Source organism: Nocardioides sp. HDW12B (assembly GCF_011299595.1).
Lineage (GTDB): Bacteria > Actinomycetota > Actinomycetes > Propionibacteriales > Nocardioidaceae > Marmoricola_A.
In genome coordinates this window covers 4,155,671-4,172,478 of record NZ_CP049867.1, presented here as the reverse complement: position 1 = coordinate 4,172,478, position 16,808 = coordinate 4,155,671, and the positions used below count along the sequence as shown (strand labels likewise).

Annotated in this window: 14 protein-coding genes; 9 read left to right on the top strand and 5 right to left on the bottom strand. The window is 72.0% G+C overall.

All coding sequences use genetic code 11. The features are described 5' to 3' along the window. The first annotated feature begins 136 nt into the window (after nucleotides 1–136). A complete protein-coding gene (gmd, locus tag G7072_RS19590; RefSeq protein ID WP_166089401.1) occupies nucleotides 137–1,135 on the top strand; it encodes a GDP-mannose 4,6-dehydratase in 999 nt (332 codons plus the stop codon). Between the two features lie 12 nt (nucleotides 1,136–1,147). Here the strand turns inward: gmd and G7072_RS19585 are convergent, their stop codons facing one another. The 3 genes from G7072_RS19585 to G7072_RS19575 form a co-directional block, all read right to left on the bottom strand. Next, on the bottom strand, nucleotides 1,148–2,650 hold the full coding sequence (locus tag G7072_RS19585) for a sugar transferase (RefSeq protein WP_166089399.1): 1,503 nt from the start codon (nucleotides 2,648–2,650) through the stop codon (nucleotides 1,148–1,150). Beyond that, on the bottom strand, nucleotides 2,647–3,210 hold the full coding sequence (locus G7072_RS19580) for a thioredoxin family protein (RefSeq protein ID WP_166089397.1): 564 nt from the start codon (nucleotides 3,208–3,210) through the stop codon (nucleotides 2,647–2,649). The genes G7072_RS19585 and G7072_RS19580 overlap by 4 nt, the downstream gene beginning before the upstream one ends. A gap of 806 nt (nucleotides 3,211–4,016) precedes the next feature. After that, entirely contained in the window at nucleotides 4,017–4,310 is a 294-nt protein-coding gene (locus tag G7072_RS19575; RefSeq protein ID WP_166089395.1) for a MoaD/ThiS family protein, read from the bottom strand. 112 nt (nucleotides 4,311–4,422) lie between these two features. On the opposite strand from G7072_RS19575, the gene G7072_RS19570 reads away from it, so the two are divergent. Further along, nucleotides 4,423–5,136, top strand: a complete 714-nt coding sequence (locus G7072_RS19570; protein ID WP_166089392.1) for a response regulator transcription factor — start codon at nucleotides 4,423–4,425, stop codon at nucleotides 5,134–5,136. Nucleotides 5,137–5,338: 202 nt separating this feature from the next. Further along, nucleotides 5,339–6,256, top strand: a complete 918-nt coding sequence (gene mshD / locus G7072_RS19565; protein WP_166089390.1) for a mycothiol synthase — start codon at nucleotides 5,339–5,341, stop codon at nucleotides 6,254–6,256. 124 nt (nucleotides 6,257–6,380) lie between these two features. On the opposite strand, the gene G7072_RS19560 is transcribed toward mshD, so the two are convergent. Next, nucleotides 6,381–7,433 carry an alpha/beta hydrolase gene (locus G7072_RS19560; protein ID WP_166089388.1) on the bottom strand — a complete coding sequence of 351 codons (1,053 nt, stop codon included), beginning with the start codon at nucleotides 7,431–7,433 and terminating at the stop codon, nucleotides 6,381–6,383. Between the two features lie 152 nt (nucleotides 7,434–7,585). On the opposite strand from G7072_RS19560, the gene G7072_RS19555 reads away from it, so the two are divergent. Together G7072_RS19555 and G7072_RS19550 are read left to right on the top strand one after the other, a co-directional pair. Continuing rightward, entirely contained in the window at nucleotides 7,586–9,712 is a 2,127-nt protein-coding gene (locus tag G7072_RS19555; protein WP_206063491.1) for an RNA degradosome polyphosphate kinase, read from the top strand. A gap of 272 nt (nucleotides 9,713–9,984) precedes the next feature. Beyond that, entirely contained in the window at nucleotides 9,985–10,971 is a 987-nt protein-coding gene (locus G7072_RS19550; protein ID WP_166089384.1) for a hypothetical protein, read from the top strand. 129 nt (nucleotides 10,972–11,100) lie between these two features. Here G7072_RS19550 and G7072_RS19545 read toward each other — a convergent pair whose 3' ends face one another. Beyond that, nucleotides 11,101–12,183: a hypothetical protein gene (locus tag G7072_RS19545; RefSeq protein ID WP_166089382.1), complete on the bottom strand. Its 1,083-nt coding sequence runs from the start codon at nucleotides 12,181–12,183 to the stop codon at nucleotides 11,101–11,103. Nucleotides 12,184–12,288: 105 nt separating this feature from the next. On the opposite strand from G7072_RS19545, the gene G7072_RS19540 reads away from it, so the two are divergent. The 4 genes from G7072_RS19540 to pstA all read left to right on the top strand — a co-directional run bounded on the left by G7072_RS19540 (nucleotide 12,289) and on the right by pstA (nucleotide 16,770). Beyond that, nucleotides 12,289–13,173, top strand: coding sequence for an NUDIX hydrolase (locus G7072_RS19540; RefSeq protein ID WP_166089380.1), 885 nt, complete (start codon nucleotides 12,289–12,291; stop codon nucleotides 13,171–13,173). A 239-nt stretch (nucleotides 13,174–13,412) separates the two neighbouring features. Beyond that, complete coding sequence (pstS, locus tag G7072_RS19535; RefSeq protein WP_240917064.1) at nucleotides 13,413–14,513, top strand: phosphate ABC transporter substrate-binding protein PstS; 1,101 nt, start codon at nucleotides 13,413–13,415, stop codon at nucleotides 14,511–14,513. A gap of 216 nt (nucleotides 14,514–14,729) precedes the next feature. Beyond that, on the top strand, nucleotides 14,730–15,665 hold the full coding sequence (gene pstC, locus G7072_RS19530; RefSeq protein ID WP_166089374.1) for a phosphate ABC transporter permease subunit PstC: 936 nt from the start codon (nucleotides 14,730–14,732) through the stop codon (nucleotides 15,663–15,665). A gap of 1 nt (nucleotide 15,666) precedes the next feature. Beyond that, nucleotides 15,667–16,770: a phosphate ABC transporter permease PstA gene (gene pstA, locus G7072_RS19525; RefSeq protein WP_166089373.1), complete on the top strand. Its 1,104-nt coding sequence runs from the start codon at nucleotides 15,667–15,669 to the stop codon at nucleotides 16,768–16,770. Nucleotides 16,771–16,808: the final 38 nt, after the last annotated feature.

Genomic DNA, 16,808 nt, shown 5'->3' with positions numbered 1-16,808 from the left:
CGGCGCCGCGTCAACATGGTCGAGAACACCCGTCGAGACTAGGGGGCGTCACAACCGGCCGGAAACCCGCGTCTCACCAGGTGGATACACCTTCCGACATGTGGACAACGGACGGCGTCGCCTAGCATGTCCGGCGATGAAGACAGCACTGATCACCGGGATCACCGGACAGGACGGGTCCTACCTGGCTGAGCTCCTGCTGGCCAAGGGCTACGCGGTCCACGGGCTCGTCCGGCGCTCCTCCTCGGCCAACATCGGACGCCTGCAGGCGATGGTCGAGCGGGGCCGTGTCGACGCCCCCGACGACGCCGCCACCGTCGGCGACCCCGCGCTGCACCTGCACTACGGCGACGTCAACGACGGCACGGTCATCAGCCGGCTCGTCCAGGAGGTCGCCCCCGACGAGGTCTACAACCTCGCCGCGATGAGCCAGGTGCCGTTGTCCTTCGAGATCCCGGAGTACACCGCCTCCACCAACGGCGGCGGCACGGTGCGGCTGCTCGAGGCGATCCGGGCGGCCCGGCTCGACTGCCGCTTCTACCAGGCGTCCACCTCGGAGATGTTCGGGCTCACCCCGCCGCCCCAGAACGAGGACACCGCCTTCCGCCCGCGCTCGCCGTACGGCACCTCGAAGCTCTTCGCGCACTGGAGCACCGTCAACTACCGCGAGACCTTCGGCCTCTACGCCGTCTCCGGGATCACCTTCAACCACGAGTCACCGCGCCGCGGGGAGAACTTCGTGACCCGCAAGATCAGCCGGGGGGTCGCCGCGATCTCGCGCGGTGAGCAGGACGAGCTCGTGCTGGGCAACCTCGACGCCGTGCGCGACTGGGGCTACGCCCCGGAGTACGTCGAGGGCATGTGGCTGATGCTCCAGCAGGACGAGCCGACCGACTTCGTGCTGGCGACCGGCACCGGCACGACCGTGCGGGAGTTCACCGAGGCTGCCTTCAGCCACGTCGGGCTCGACTGGAACCAGCACGTGTCCATCGACGCGCGCTTCACGCGGCCGCCCGAGGCCCACTCGCTCATCGGCGACGCCTCCGAGGCGCACCGCACGCTCGGCTGGAAGGCCCAGACGCACGCCCGCGACCTGGCGCGCATCATGGTCGACGCCGAGCTCGCGGCCCCGTAGACCGACGCCGGCTCAGTAGGCGCCGCGGCCGGTCAGCACCGCGCGCACCGTGCGCAGCACGATGGCCACGTCGAGCACGAACGACCAGTTGTCGACGTAGTAGAGGTCCAGGCGGGCCGACTCCGTCAGCGTGAGGTCGGAGCGTCCCGAGACCTGCCACAACCCGGTCATGCCGGGGGTGACGAGCAGCCTGCGGTGCAGGTCGCCGGTGTACTGCTCGACCTCGATCGGCTGCGGCGGGCGCGGGCCGACCAGCGCCATCGACCCGGTGACGACGTTGACCAGCTGCGGCAGCTCGTCGAGCGACAGCCGCCGCAGCGCGCGTCCCACCCGGGTCACCCGCGGGTCGTTCTTCATCTTGAACAGCAGCGCCGTGCCGCCGCTGAGCCGGACGAGCTCGGCGTGACGCTCGGCCGCGTCGACGTACATCGTGCGGAACTTCAGGCACTGGAAGTGGCGCCCGTCGCGGCCCACCCGGGTCTGGCGGAACAGGACCGGGCCGGGGCTGTCGCGCTTGACCATCAGGGCGATGACGGCCAGCAGCGGAGCCAGGAGCACGAGCAGCGCGGCCGCCAGGACCGCGCCGGCGACCCGCTTCAGCAGCCGCTGCGGGCCGGTGAACTCCGGCTGGCGCAACGACAGCAGCGGCAGGCCCGCGATCGGGCGTACGTCGATGCGGGCGCTGTCGAGGTCGTTGAAGTACGGCGCCACCACGATGTCGAGGTCGCTGGACTCGAGCTGCCACATGAGCCGGCGCACGCCCATCCCGCCCATGCCACCGGTCGAGGCGATCACCAGCGTCTGGGTCTCGAGCCGCTCGAGGAGCTCACGGACGTCGGTGGTGAGCCCCACGACGGGGCAGCCGAGGACCGCGTCGACCTCGGCGTACGCCGACGCGTCGTCGGTGAGCACGACGCCCTGCACGGCGTAGCCGGCCCACGGCTCGCGCTCGAAGATGCGGAGCACGCGCTCGACCTCGGCCCGACCGCCCAGGACGACCGTCGGCACGACGTAGGCGTTGCGGACCCGGAGGGCGCGCACGATCCGGCGGGCCGAGTAGCGCCAGAGCCCGAGGCCGACGAGGCCGCCGGCGAACAGCGCCAGGGAGAAGTCGCGCGGCAGGTCGGTCCAGGTGAGGTAGGCGAAGAACGCGGTGCAGCCGGCGGTGGCGGTCGTGGCGAGCAGCACCGAGGTGTACTCCTGGGTGCCGACGCCGAGGCGTCGTCGCGAGTAGCCGCTGAAGCCGAAGATCATGACCACCCAGACGATCCCGATGCCCGTCCCGATCAGCCGCATGGACGATCCCTGGAGGGCGTCGGTGCGCGAGGGCACGACCATCGGCCAGCCGGCGAGCCAGCCCGCGAACATCGAGGCACCGAGGATCACCAGCAGGTCGCCGCCGAGCACGCCGAGGCGGTAGCGCGACTGGCGGTGGGTGGCGGTGACGCGCTCGTCGGCCGACGCGGAGAGCTCGTCGAGCCGGTCGTCGCGGACGAACTCGTGGCCGGCCGTCACGGCTGCACCGCGCTGGACAGCGCGTGGAGCACCTGCGGCTTGCGCAGCGCGCCGGATGCGCGGGAGACCTCACCACCGTCGGCGGCGAGGATGAGCGTGGTCGGGGTGCGTTGCACGCCCACCCGGCGGACGAGCGCGAGGTGGGACTCGGCGTCGACCTCCACGTGGGTCACGCCCGGGACGACCGCGGCCACGTCGGCGAGGACGCGACGGGTGGCGCGGCACGGGGCGCAGAAGGCCGAGGAGAACTGCAGCAGCGTCGCGCGCTCGCCGAGCTCGGCGCCCAGGTCGGCCGCGGTGAGCCGGTCGGGTACGTCGTGCGCCGGCGTCGGGCCCTCGGGTGCTGCGGGGGTGGGCATCGCGGCCCCCGTCGAGGGCGCCGCGGTCGTCGGGGGCGCTGCGGTCGTCGAGGGCGTTGTCGTCGGGGGCGCGGGCTCGGCCCCCGCGGCGTCCCGCACGCGGTGGGTGCCGCGGAAGCGACCGTCGGTGAGGGCTCGGTGCGCACCGAAGATCGTCGCAGCGACCAGCACCACGACGACCACCCAGTCGCCGACTCCCATGCCTCGATCCTCCCAGAGGCTCGGTGACGACAAACGGGATCGCGCCCGTTCAGCCGCCAGGACGGTCCGTTCGGCCAGGCCGACGGGGCACGGATGCCGACATCGGTGGAAAAAAGAGGCGGCCCGTCGACCTGGGAGGTGGTCGACGGGCCGGCCGTGGCGGTGAGCTGGGAGGAGCTCGTCCGCTGTCGTCGTCAGGCCCCCCGGCCGCGACGACACCCGTTCAACGCGGGTCGCGGCTGGAGGTTATGCCCGGTTCGAAAGGTTTGTCCGATTTCTTCGGGCGCCCGCGCGGAGTGCGGGCCGAGTGGATCTTGGGAGGAAGTCCACCCGGCCCGGCGGCATCGCCGAAGCGACCCGCAGGCAAGCGGTCCCAGGCCCCCGCCCGGACCGCCACCCCACACAGCCAACGAACCTAGTCAGGCCTCGTTACGGCCACCCCTGGCCGAACGGCCCGCGGTCGCTCCCCACAAGGAGGGACGTCCCGGCCGGCTCCGGTCCCAGGCGTCACAGGAGTCGCGACTGGACGCGGCGAAGGCCCCCGCCTCCAGCTGGAGACGAGGGCCTTCGGTTCCCCCGGTGACGTCTCGAGCCCCCGCTCGTCACCACGGTGGCTGAGCCACCTGCACGTCGCTACGCCATTGCCGGCTTCTCCTCATCCCCCGAGAGTCCCCCGGCAGGGCCGACAACGGCCCTCACCCCCGCGAAGCACGACGTGCACTCTTCTCTTCTGCCGAGTGCAACGAGTTCCGCGCGGACGGGTTACGGCTGGTCACGGGTGGTGTCCAGCCGTGCGCCGCGGACGGTCAGCCGCCGGCGAAGGGCGGGAGGAACTCCACGGTCGTCGACGGCTGGACCGCGGCCAGGTCACGGTCGGCGGCACCCAGCGGCCGGTCCCCCAGCAGGACGGAGCAGACCTCCAGGACCCGCGCCAGCCGGCCCGGGTCCGCCTGACCGCCAGGGGCTCGACGTACGACCTGGGCGGCGAGCTCGCTCACCGACACCGGCCCCGTCACGTCGACCTCGAGCACGTCGACGCCGGCGGCGGCGCGGGCGCCGGCCCACAGTCGGATGGTCACCTTCGCCGCGTCGTCGGACATGTTCGGTATCCTGCCTCATCGAGGAAGCGGCTCAAGGGTGTGCCGTCGACCGGCTCACCGGCGCCTCCGGGCCCGGGAGCTCCCGCACGAACCGACGTGACGAGGAGGTGTGATGAGCACCCTCCTGATGCTGACGAGCGCACTCCAGCCCTCCGTCGAGGTGCTTCCCGCACTGTCGCTGCTCTCCCACCAGGTCCGCGTCCTGCCCGCCGAGGGCAGCGCGCTCCTGGAGGCCCCGCCCTCCGACGTCATCCTCGTCGACGGGCGCCAGGACCTCGCCCAGGCGCGCGACCTCACCCGTCTGCTGCGCACCGTCGGCACCGCCTCGCCGGTCCTGCTGATCGTCACCGAGGGCGGGCTCGGCGTCGTCTCGGTCGACTGGGACTTCGACGACGTCGTGCTCAACGTCGCCGGCCCCGCCGAGGTCGAGGCCCGGATCCGGCTGGCCCAGGCCCGCCTGACCCAGAAGCGCGGCGACGACCCCGAGAGCCACGTGATCCGGTCCGGGGAGATCACGGTCGACGAGATCACCTACACCGCCAAGCTCGGGGGCCGGTCGCTGGACCTGACCTTCAAGGAGTTCGAGCTGCTGAAGTACCTCGCCCAGCACCCCGGGCGCGTCTTCAGCCGCGAGCAGCTCCTCCAGGAGGTCTGGGGCTACGACTACTACGGCGGCACCCGCACCGTCGACGTCCACGTGCGGCGGCTGCGCGCCAAGCTCGGCACCGAGCACGAGCAGCTCATCGGCACGGTCCGCAACGTCGGCTACCGCTTCGTGCTGCCCCCCAAGGAGAGCAAGGACGCCGGCCAGCCCGCCTCGGCCTGACCCTCCCCTCCCCCTCCCCCCGCCTCCCCGCGAAACGTCACTCCTGTACGCACGAAGCGTCGCTCCTGTACGCACGAAGCGTCGCTCCTGTACGCACGAAGCGTCGCTCCTGTACGCACGAAACGTCTCCTGTGTACACGCGAGACGGCGCTCGTGCGCGCGCGAGACGGCGTCCGGCGCCGAGCCGCGTACCCTGCCTGCCATGTCCGTACGACGCGTCGACCCCGACTCCTTCAGCTGGGACGGCGGCTCCGCCGCCCACGCCGTACGCCGTGTCGTGGCGGGCGCTCTGGAGGCCGACCGTCGCTCGCCGCTGAACGAGGCGGCCGTCCTGACGCTGCGTCGACGCGGGCTGGAGGGCGGTCTGCTGCTGATCGCCGACCACGGCGACGGCTTCGCCTACGTCCACGGCCTCCACGGCGCCGGACGCCCCGAGCTCGACCTCGCCGTGCACCCGGACGCGCGCGGCCGCGGCCTCGGACGCGAGCTCGCCGAGGCGGCCGCCGAGATCACCGAGGGCATCCCGCTCACGGCGTGGTCCCACGGCAACCACCCCGCGGCGGCCGCGGTCGCGAAGCGGCTCGGGTTCACCGCGACCCGCGAGCTCTGGGTGATGCGTCGCCCGGCCGACCGGCTCGACGAGGTGCGCCCCGCCTCCGCCGGCGTCGTCGTACGCGCCTTCGTGCCCGGGCAGGACGAGGACGGGCTGCTCGCCGTGAACGCGGCGGCGTTCGCCGACCACCCCGAGCAGGGTCAGCTGCGCCGGCCCGGGCTCGAGGAGCGGATGGCGGAGTCGTGGTTCGACCCTGCCGGCCTGATCGTGGCCGAGCGCGCCGGGAAGATCGTGGCGTTCCACTGGACCAAGGTCCACGACAGCGGCGCCGACGAGGGACGCGGCGAGGTGTACGTCGTCGGCGTCTCCCCCGCCGAGCAGGGCAGCGGCCTCGGCCGGGTCGTGCTGGACGCGGGGCTCGCCCACCTGCACGGGCGCGGCGTACCCGAGGTGCTGCTGTACGTCGAGGCCGACAACGAGGTGGCGGTGGCGCTCTACGAGCGGCGGGGCTTCACGCACGCGCCCGAGGACACCGACGTCATGTACGCCCCGGCCCACTCGTCCTGAGCCTCGCCCCCGGACACCGGGCGCGGACACCAGCGACGCCTCGCGCGTACACGAACGACGCTTCGCGTGTACACCAGCGACGCTTCGCGCGTACACCAGCGACGCTTCGCGGGGCCGGAGGGGGTCAGGCGGGGTGGAGGGCGCGGCGGAGGTGACCGACGGTGTGGAGCATCGCGCGGCGCGTGGAGCCCTCGACCCCGATGAGGTTGGCGAAGCCGTGGATCTCCCCGGGGTACCTCTCGGCCGACACCTCCACCCCGGCCTCGCGCAGCTTCTCGACGTAGGCCTCGCCCTCGTCACGCAGCGGGTCGAACCCGGCCGTGCACACGAACGCCGGCGCCAGCCCCTCCGGCAGCGAGGCGACGATCACTGACGCCCGCGGGTCCGCCGGGTCCGCGGCGTACGACGACGTGGCCAGGTCCATGAACGCCGTCGTCAGGTAGAAGCCGGACCCGAACGTCTTCCGGCTCGGGTACGACGCCGACGCGTCCGTCATCGGGTAGATCAGCAGCTGGAAGGCCAGCGGTCGGCCGGCCTTCGCGGCCTCGATCGCGGTCGTCGCGCTGAGGTACCCACCGGCCGAGTCTCCGGCCACCGCCATCCTCGCCGGGTCGCCGCCCAGCGACGCCGCCCGGTCCTGGACGTCGCAGTACGCCGCCCACGCGTCCTCCACGCCGGCCGGGAAGGGGTGCTCGGGAGCCAGCCGGTAGTCGACCGCGACCACGCGCGTCCCGGCCTGCTCGGCGATGAAACGGCACATCGCGTCGTGGCTGTCGAGGTCGCCGTAGATCATCCCGCCGCCGTGGAAGAACACGGTGAGCGGTCCGGGCGTCGAGGAGCCCAGCAGCGCCTCCGGCACGTAGAGCCGTGCGTCCAGGGGCCCTGCAGCACCGGCCACGGTCAACGACTCCACCGACCCGATCGGCTGGTCGCCGCCGATCATCACCGTCTGACGCACGAGCGCCCGCCGCCCCGCCTCCATCGGCAGGTCCTCGACCGGCTTCTCCCGTGCGATCTTCATCAGCCGCAGCATCCACTGGGTCTGCGCGCTCAACGTGTTGCCCTCGACCACGACCGGGCGCCCGGCGAGCCGAGCCTGGCGCGACGGAGCGAGCGCCATCGCCCGGGTGAACACGGCGGACTGGACGCGGTCGGCGAGCGACGGTTTCGGGGCCATGGACCGAGACGCTAGTGGCCGCGAAACGACTTCACCCCCCATTCACCTGCGAGTGGGATCATGACCACATGACCTCGACCAGCACCCGCGCCACCAGCCGGGCCAGGCTCACCCAGCCCTTCGAGGACCACAGCGACTCCTCGCTCGCCGCCATGGCCGAGGACGCCCCGGCCCGGGTCCCGGACAGCTACGACGTCGAGCCCGTGTACGACGTCACCTCCGACGAGCTGCCCGAGGACCGGTTCCTGGACCGCGAGCTGTCGTGGCTGCGCTTCAACCAGCGGGTGCTCGAGCTGGCCGAGGACGAGTCGGTCCCCCTGCTCGAGCGGGCCCGGTTCGCCGCGATCTTCGCCTCCAACCTCGACGAGTTCTTCATGGTCCGCGTCGCCGGCCTCAAGCGCCGGATCGTCGCCGGCGTCGCCGTACCCTCCGCCTCGGGACTGCAGCCGCGCGAGGTCCTCGAGCTGATCTGGGCCACCACCACCGAGCTGATGCAGCGCCACGCCGCCTGCTTCCGCGACACCATCGTCCCCGCGCTGGCCGAGCACGACATCGAGATCCTGCGCTGGCCCGAGCTCGACCGCGACGAGCAGCGCAAGATGAAGAAGCTGTTCAAGGAGCGCATCTTCCCGGTCCTCACGCCCCTGGCCGTCGACCCGGCGCACCCCTTCCCCTACATCTCCGGGCTCTCGCTCAACCTCGCCGTGCTGGTGCGCAACCCCAAGACCCACAAGGAGCACTTCGCCCGGGTCAAGGTGCCGCCGATCCTGGACCGCTTCCTCGCCGTCGACGAGCAGCGCTTCGTGCCGCTCGAGGACGTCATCGCCGAGCACCTCAAGCCGCTGTTCCCCGGCATGAGCGTGGTGGCGGTCCACTCCTTCCGCGTCACCCGCAACGAGGACCTCGAGGTCGAGGAGGACGACGCGGAGAACCTGCTGGCCGCGCTGGAGAAGGGGCTGCTGCGCCGACGCTTCGGCCCGCCGGTGCGCCTCGAGGTCGAGGAGTCGATGGACGACCACGTCCTCGACCTGCTCGTCCACGAGCTCGGCATGAACCCCGCCGAGGTGGTCCGCGTCCCGGGACCGCTGGACCTGCGCGGGCTCCACGACATCGCCGACATCGACCGCGCCGAGCTGAAGTTCCCCGCGTTCCTGCCCGGCACCCACACGCGTCTCAAGGAGGTCGAGACCGCGTCGCCGGTCGACGTCTTCGCCCAGATGCGCAACAGCGACGTGCTGCTGCACCACCCCTACGACTCGTTCTCGACGTCGGTGCAGCGCTTCATCGAGCAGGCCGCCGTCGACCCCGCCGTGCTCGCGATCAAGCAGACGCTCTACCGCACCTCCGGCGACTCCCCGATCATCGAGGCGCTCATCGACGCGGCCGAGGCCGGCAAGCAGGTGCTGGTGATCGTCGAGATCAAGGCCCGCTTCGACGAGGGCGCCAACATCAAGTGGGCGCGCAAGCTGGAGCAGGCCGGCTGCCACGTCGTCTACGGCCTGGTCGGTCTCAAGACGCACTGCAAGCTCGCCCTGGTCGTGCGCGACGAGGCCGAGGGGCTGCGCCGCTACGTCCACATCGGCACGGGCAACTACAACCCCAAGACCGCGCGCAGCTACGAGGACCTCGGCCTCATGACGGTCCACGAGGGCATCACCGAGGACGTCGCGCACCTGTTCAACAACCTGTCCGGCTACGCCCGCCAGCCGTCGTACTCCCAGCTCATGGTCGCGCCGCACTCCGTGCGCAAGGGGCTCGTCGAGCGCATCGAGCGGGAGGTCGAGCACCACCGCGAGGGGCGCCCGGCACGCATCCGCTTCAAGGCCAACTCCGTCGTCGACGAGGCCGTGATCGACGCGTTGTACGCCGCCTCGCGGGCCGGGGTGCCGGTGCAGCTCCTGACGCGCGGCATCTGTGCGCTGCGTCCGGGGGTGCCCGGTCTGAGCGAGACCATCGAGGTCCGCTCCGTGCTCGGTCGTTTCCTCGAGCACAGCCGCATCTTCTGGTTCGAGAACGGCGGCGAGCCCGAGGCCTGGATCGGGTCGGCGGACCTCATGCACCGCAACCTCGACCGTCGCGTGGAGGTGCTGGTCGCCGTACCGGGTCAGGAGTCGCGCGACGAGATCGGCCGCCTGCTCGAGGTCGCCTTCGACCCCGGCACCGCCGCCTGGGAGCTCGCCTCCGACGGCACCTGGACGCGTCGGGGCGTCGCCGAGGACGGCACCCCGTGCCTCGACCTCCAGGAGTGGTTGATCAAGCAGTCCCGCCGCGGCCGCTGACCCACCCCCCTCGGGAGCGCCTGCCTCCCCCCGCAGATGCGTGGGAAAAGCACCGTGGGACTGATCACCCATCCAGATGCGTGGGAAAAGCACCCTCGAACACGCCCCGAGAGGTGCTTTTCCCACGCATCTGCGTCCTACCTGGGCGCCTTGCCGCCTGGGTGGGCGGCGGCCGGACGGTTTTCCCGCGCAGCCGGAGTGACCCCGGGGTTGTCCCCAGGTACGTCGTTCGCCGGCCCGGCTGACGCGCACCTCGATCGAGGGTGCCCGTCATGGACGACGAGGAGCTGCCCGCCTGGCGACCGCCGGTCCCGGTGGTGCTCCCAGTGCGTCTCGACCCCTTGGGCCGCGCTGGCCCGACCCGCAGCGCGGCGCGCGGGAGGAGATGGCGTCGGACGTGCCACGGCTGGTACGTCCCGTCGTGGGTGGACCCCACCGTGCCCGAGCAGCGGGTCGCCGAGGCCGTCCCTCACCTGTCTCTCGGCGGCGTCGTCACCGGCTGGGGCGCGCTGCGGATGCGGGGTGCCCACTTCCTCGACGGGCGGGCTCACGACCACAGCACCCTCTGGCCGGTGACGCTGGCCCAGGGCTGGCACGCCGCCCCTCGCCCTCCGGGCGCCGGGGTCCGTCAGCACCAGCTCCGCGTCGGCGACTGCTCGGTGGTCGGCGGGGTGCCGGTCCACGCCGCCGTGCCCGCCCTGGTGGACGAGATGCGCCTCGCCCCGGACCTGGCCCATGCCGTCGTCTGCGCCGACGCGGCGCGAGCGGCTCGGCTCGTGACGGGCCTCGAGATGTCGGAGACCCTGGCGGCCGGCGCCGGCTGGCTGGGCATCGACCAGGCACGCCGCGCGTGGGAGCTGTCACGCGACGGCGTCCGTTCACCACCGGAGTCGCGGCTGCGACTGGTCGGCCGCGAGGTCGACCTCACCGATCTGCTCGTGAACGTCCCCGTGTTCTCGCTCGACGGCCGGCTCCTGGGCTACCCCGACCTGCTGGACGCCGTGGCCGGCCTGGCTCTGGAGTACGACGGCGCCGGCCACCGGTCGGTCGCCCGTCAGCGCAGCGACAACCTCCGTGAGGAGCAGCTGCGCGCCCATGCGATCGAGGTCCTCCGCGTCACCTCCCTCGACCTTGCGCGCCCCCTGGCGCTCGGCCGGCGGGTGCTCGACGTACGTGCGCGGTGTGCCTTCCTGGCCCCGCACGCCCGGGCGTGGACTCTCCGTCCGCCGCCGGGATGGCGTCCGCCGCCGGGCCGCTGACGCCAGATGCGTGGGAAAAGCACCCTCGAACGCCCCCACGAGGTGCTTTTCCCACGCATCTGTCGGGCAGGGGGCACCGCAGGGCGCGTCGACGAGGGCCGCACGGGCCACGGGAGTCTCCCGACGACCTCAGCAGGTGGCGAAGAGGACGGGGCCCTGGCCGACGTCGGCGAGCACCTGGCCGTCCACCGGCTTCGCGATCATCGTGACCAGCGGGCCGTCGGCGGTCGAGGAGGTGATCTCGAAGCGGTCGGCGAAGCTGCCGCCCTGCCCCGCGGCCGGTCCGGAGGCGAGGTCGGTGCGGGGCTGGAGGTCCTCGGAGGCGTCCTCGGAGGAGTCGAAGGCGAAGACGAACCGCAGCTCCGCGTCGGCGCTCTCGGCGAAGGCCAGCCCGGTCAGCGGGTTGACGCCGCCGGCCTCGTCGACCAGCCGCTCGCCCTCGACGACGTCGGAGGGGTCGGCCTGCGACATCGCGAGCTCCTCGCAGGCGAAGTCGCCCACCCACACCGTCGCGACGGCCGGCTCCTCGAGCTCGCCGAGCAGCGAGCCGATACCGGGCACCTCGTCCAGGCCCTCCTCGTCACCGCGTACGACGTCGACGGCCCGGTCCACGAACTCCGGGTCGTCGCCCATGAGCATGAGGTGCTCGTCGGGCAGCACGGCGAGGTTCTCCTGCACCTGGGTGAGGGGGCCCGGGAGCCCCGCGACCTGGTCGACCTCGCCGATCCAGGTGCCTCCCTCACCGGCCCCGGACTCGGGCGCCTCGTAGCCGAGCCCCTCGAACCGGCCCTCCACCTCGTCGAGGTCGACGTCGTCGGAGAAGCGCAGCACGGCCACCGACCCCTCGGGCGCCTGGCCGTAGACCTCCCACTCGGCGTCCAGCGGGGTCACCCCGAAGTTCTCCTCCAGCCCGGGGAACGACGAGGCGAGCGAGGAGCTGCCGATGAGGTCCTCCTCGAAGGCGCGGTCGAGGAAGTCCTCGACCTGCTCGTCGGAGGATCCCGTGCCGACCGAGGCACCGTCGGCGGCCTGCTGCACCTGGGCCCAGTCGGTGTAGGACACCCGCACCACCGTGCCCGGCAGCGCCTCGGCGGCCTGCACCACCGGGTCCGAGGCCAGCAGCGGACGGACGAGCAGCAGGGCCAGCGCCACCACGGAGGCGACCACGAGCACGCCGAGCACGACGAGACGTGAGCGTGAGTCGAGCCGCACCGCGCCACCTCCCGAGCCTGCCCGTGCCGGGCCGAGGTCCGCGCGGGGTGAACAGCGCGTGACCACCCGCGACAGGGTGCCCCGGGTGGTGTGAGACTAGCGCCCATGATCGAGCAGGACCCGGTCGTCGCGGCCGGCGCCGTGGTGATGCGGCGGCGCAAGGGAGTCGGCCAGGTGCTGCTGGTGCACCGTCCGAAGTACGACGACTGGGCGTTCCCCAAGGGCAAGCTCGACCCCGGCGAGAGCGCCCGGACGGCTGCCGTGCGGGAGGTGCTGGAGGAGACCGGTGCCCGGATCCGGCTCGGGCCCAAGCTCGCCGACCAGACCTACGCCATCGGCAACGGCACGCCCCGGACCAAGCTCGTGCACTACTGGACCGCGCGGGTGCGCGGCGACTACAAGCCCAGCGAGTACGTCACCAACGAGGAGATCGACGAGGTCGACTGGTTCGACCTCGACTTCGCCGCCGAGTGGCTGACCTACGACCGCGACCGCGACGTCCTCGCCGAGGCGCTCGCCTTCCAGCGCCGCAGCCACCCCCTCGTCGTGCTCCGTCACGCCCAGGCCACCTCCCGCAAGCAGTGGTCCGGCGACGAGACCGAGCGGCCCCTCACCGCGCTGGGCAAGCAGCAGGCCCAGGCGCTGGTCCCCGAGCTCGCGGCGTACGGCGTGAAGCGGCTGGTGTCCTCGAGCGCCCGACGGTGCTGGACCACGCTGGCCCCCTACGGCTCGGCGTACGACCGTGAGATCGAGGTGACCGACCACCTCAGCGAGGCCGGCGCCCACCCCGACCGCGTCAGCGACGAGGTCGAGTGGCTGCTCGGGCTCGAGACCGCCACCGTGCTGTGCTCCCACCGCCCCGTGCTGCCGGCCGTCTTCGACGCCATCGGCATCGACGAGCCCCCGCTGGAGCCCGCCGCGGCCGTCGTGGTCCACCACCGGCACGGGCGCGTGGTGGCCGTCGAGCGGCTGCAGCGCTACCGCCCCTGAGGCGCGCACCGGGGCCGGAAACGAGCCCCCGGAAGCACGTCCGACGGGACCCTGGGCCCGCGTTCACGTGACGTCCGTCCCACGGTCGCGAAATCACCACCGAGATGGCGATCCCCGTTCACCTCTCGTTCACCTGCGTCGCAGGGGCGATTCACGTCGCCTCCCTACCTTCAGGGAGTCAAGTCGTGACAGACCCCGAACACAGGAGACACGAAGTGAATCGCACTTCCTTCCGGCGCGTGGCAGTCCCCACGCTCGCGTCGCTGGCCCTGGGCCTGAGCCTCACCGCGTGCGGCGCGGCCAACGAGGAGCCCGCCAGCGGCAGCGAGGGCGCCACCTCCGAGAGCGGCGAGAGCCTCTCCGGAACCCTCAGCATCGGCGGCGCGTCGTCGCAGGAGGCCGCCCAGAACGCCTGGCGTGCCGCCTTCCAGAGCGCGAACCCCGAGACCACCGTCAACTACGACCCGATCGGCTCGGGCGGTGGCCGCGAGCAGTTCATCTCCGGCGGCTTCCCGATGGCCGGATCCGACTCCTACCTCACCGACGAGGAGCAGGAGCTCAGCAAGGCCACCGAGCGCTGCGAGGGCGAGGCCCCCATCGAGGTGCCGAACTACGTCTCCCCGATCGCGGTCATCTACAACCTCGAGGGCGTCGACGAGCTCAACCTCTCCCCGGACACCCTCGCCGGCATCTTCGCCGGTGACATCACCGAGTGGGACGACGAGGCCATCGCGGCCGACAACCCCGACGCGGAGCTGCCTGCCGAGACCATCAACCCGGTCCACCGCTCCGACGAGTCGGGCACCACCGGCAACTTCACCAACTACCTCGCCACCGTCGCCCCCGACGCGTGGACCTACGACGAGGTCGAGGAGTGGCCGATCGACGGTGGCGAGGGTGCCAGCGGCACCTCCGGCGTCGTCGAGGCCGTCACCCAGGGCGCCAACTCCATCGGGTACGCCGACGCGAGCCAGGCCGGCGACCTCGGCACGGCCCTGGTCGGCGTGGGCGACGAGTTCGTGGCCCCCGAGCCCGAGGCCGCGGCCAAGATCTTCGAGGTCTCCCCCGAGGCCGAGAGCGCCTCGGACACCCAGCTCATCTTCGACCTCGACTACGAGACCGAGGAGGCCGGCACCTACCCGATCGTGCTCACGTCGTACCTCATGGCGTGCCCGTCGTACGCCGACGCCACCGAGGGCGACCTCGTGAAGGCCTACCTGTCCTACGTCCTCAGCGAGGACGGCCAGGCCGAGTCGGCCGAGAACGCCGGCTCCGCCCCGCTGCCGTCGTCCATCGCGGAGCAGGCCCAGGGCATCGTCGACGCCATCGAGGTCGGCTGACCCAGCAGTGCCTCGCTCGTGCTCGTGCCGGTCACCTCGGGGTGACCGGCACGAGGCGCGTGAGCGGTACGGCGACGACCGGCCCCCGGGCCGCTGTCGGACCAGACCAGACAGGCCCTCCGGGCCGACGCAGGACGGGCCCACCGGGCCCCACCATGGCACCACCACCAGAACCATCCGAACCACCCGAACCCCCCACATCCTTGGAGGACCGACGTGACCTCGACCCAGGCTCCTGAGCTGGCGGCCACCCAGGTGTCCCGCCGCGGGGACCAGGTGTTCGCCGCCCTGGCCAAGGCCGCCGGCATCCTCATCCTCGTCGCGCTCGCCGGCGTCGCGGTCTTCCTGACGCTGGAGGGCGCGCCCGCCATCACGGCCCCCGAGGCCTCGATGGGCGGCAAGGGCAACATCGCCCTCTACGTCTGGCCGCTGCTCTACGGCACGCTGCTGGCGGCCGTCCTGGCGATGCTCATCGCCACGCCGCTGGCCTTCGGGGTCGCGCTCGTGATCTCGCACTACGCGCCGCGCCGGCTGTCGAAGCCGGTCGGCTACCTCATCGACCTCCTGGCCGCCGTGCCGAGCGTCGTCTACGGCCTCTGGGGCATCGCCTTCCTGGGCCCGCGGATCGTGCCGGTCTACCAGTGGCTCGAGGACAACCTCGGCTTCCTGCCCTTCTTCGAGGGCCCGGCCACCTCGGGCCGCACCATCCTGACCGCCTCGATCGTGCTCGCCGTGATGGCGCTGCCGATCATCACCGCGATCACGCGCGAGATCTTCGCCCAGACGCCGCGGCTGCACGAGGAGGCGGCGCTCGCCCTGGGCGCGACGCGCTGGGAGATGATCCGCATGACGGTCTTCCCCTACAGCCGCTCCGGGATGATCTCGGCGACGATGCTCGGCCTGGGCCGCGCCCTCGGCGAGACGATGGCCGTCGCCATGGTGCTGTCGGCCACCGGGATCATCACGGTCAACCTGATCTCGACGACCAACCCCTCGACGATCGCGGCCAACATCGCGCTGCAGTTCGGCGAGGCCTCCGGCACCAAGGTCAACGTGCTGATCTTCAGCGGCCTGGTGCTCTTCGTCATCACCTTCGCGGTGAACTTCCTGGCGCGGGCGATCGTGGCCCGCAGCAACATCGAGGAGCGCTGACATGACGACCCCGACCACCCCGTCGACCGATCGTCCCCCGACACCGAGCCCCACCGGCAGCAGCCGCGAGGCCGCGCCGCTCACGCACGCGAAGATGCCGCGCTACTCGCACCTCATCGTCGCCGGCCCCGCCGCCGCGCTCGCCCTGATCGGCGGGCTCGCGCTCGGCTTCGGGCCCGTCGCGATCGTGGTCGTCGGCGCGCTGATCTTCGGCGTCGCCTGGCCCGTCTGGGCGCTGGTCGTCGAGGGCTCCCGCGCCGCGACGAACAAGCTCGCCACGACCCTGGTGTGGACCGCCTTCGCGATCGCGCTCGTCCCCCTGGTCACCCTGATGTACGCCGTGATCTCCAACGGCTTCCCCGTCCTGAGCGCCGAGTTCTTCACCTTCTCGATGCGCAACGTCGTGGGTGAGGGCGGCGGGATCTACCACGCCATCATGGGCACGCTGCTCATCACGCTGTTCGCCACCGCCATCTCGGTGCCCGTGGGCATCATGGCCGCGATCTACCTGGTGGAGTACGGCAAGGGCACCCGGCTGGGCCGCTGGCTGACCTTCCTCGTCGACGTCATGACCGGCATCCCCTCGATCGTGGCCGGCCTCTTCGCCTACGCGCTCTTCGTGCTGATCTTCGGCCCGGGCGTCCGGATGGGCATCGGCGGCTCGATCGCTCTGTCGATCCTGATGATCCCGATCGTCGTCCGGTCGTCGGAGGAGATGTTGAAGCTCGTGCCCGACGAGCTGCGCGAGGCGTCGTACGCCCTGGGGGTGCCGAAGTGGCGCACCATCGCCAAGGTCGTGCTGCCGACCTCGATCGCGGGCATCGTCACCGGCGTCATGCTCGCGATCGCGCGCGTCGCCGGCGAGACCGCGCCGCTGCTGATCATCGCGGGCGACACCGACTCGCTGAACATGAACGTCTTCGCCGACCGCATGGCGACGCTGCCGGTGTTCATCTACTACTCCTACATGCAGCCGGGCGTGCCGCCGGAGTTCGGCCAGGAGCGGGCCTGGGGCGCAGCGCTGGTGCTGATCTCCATCGTCATGATCCTCAACCTGCTCGCCCGCGTCATCGGCGCCTACTTCTCCCCCAAGACCGGCCGCTGAGCCGTCGTCCACCCAGCGACCAGAAGGAATTTGCACAC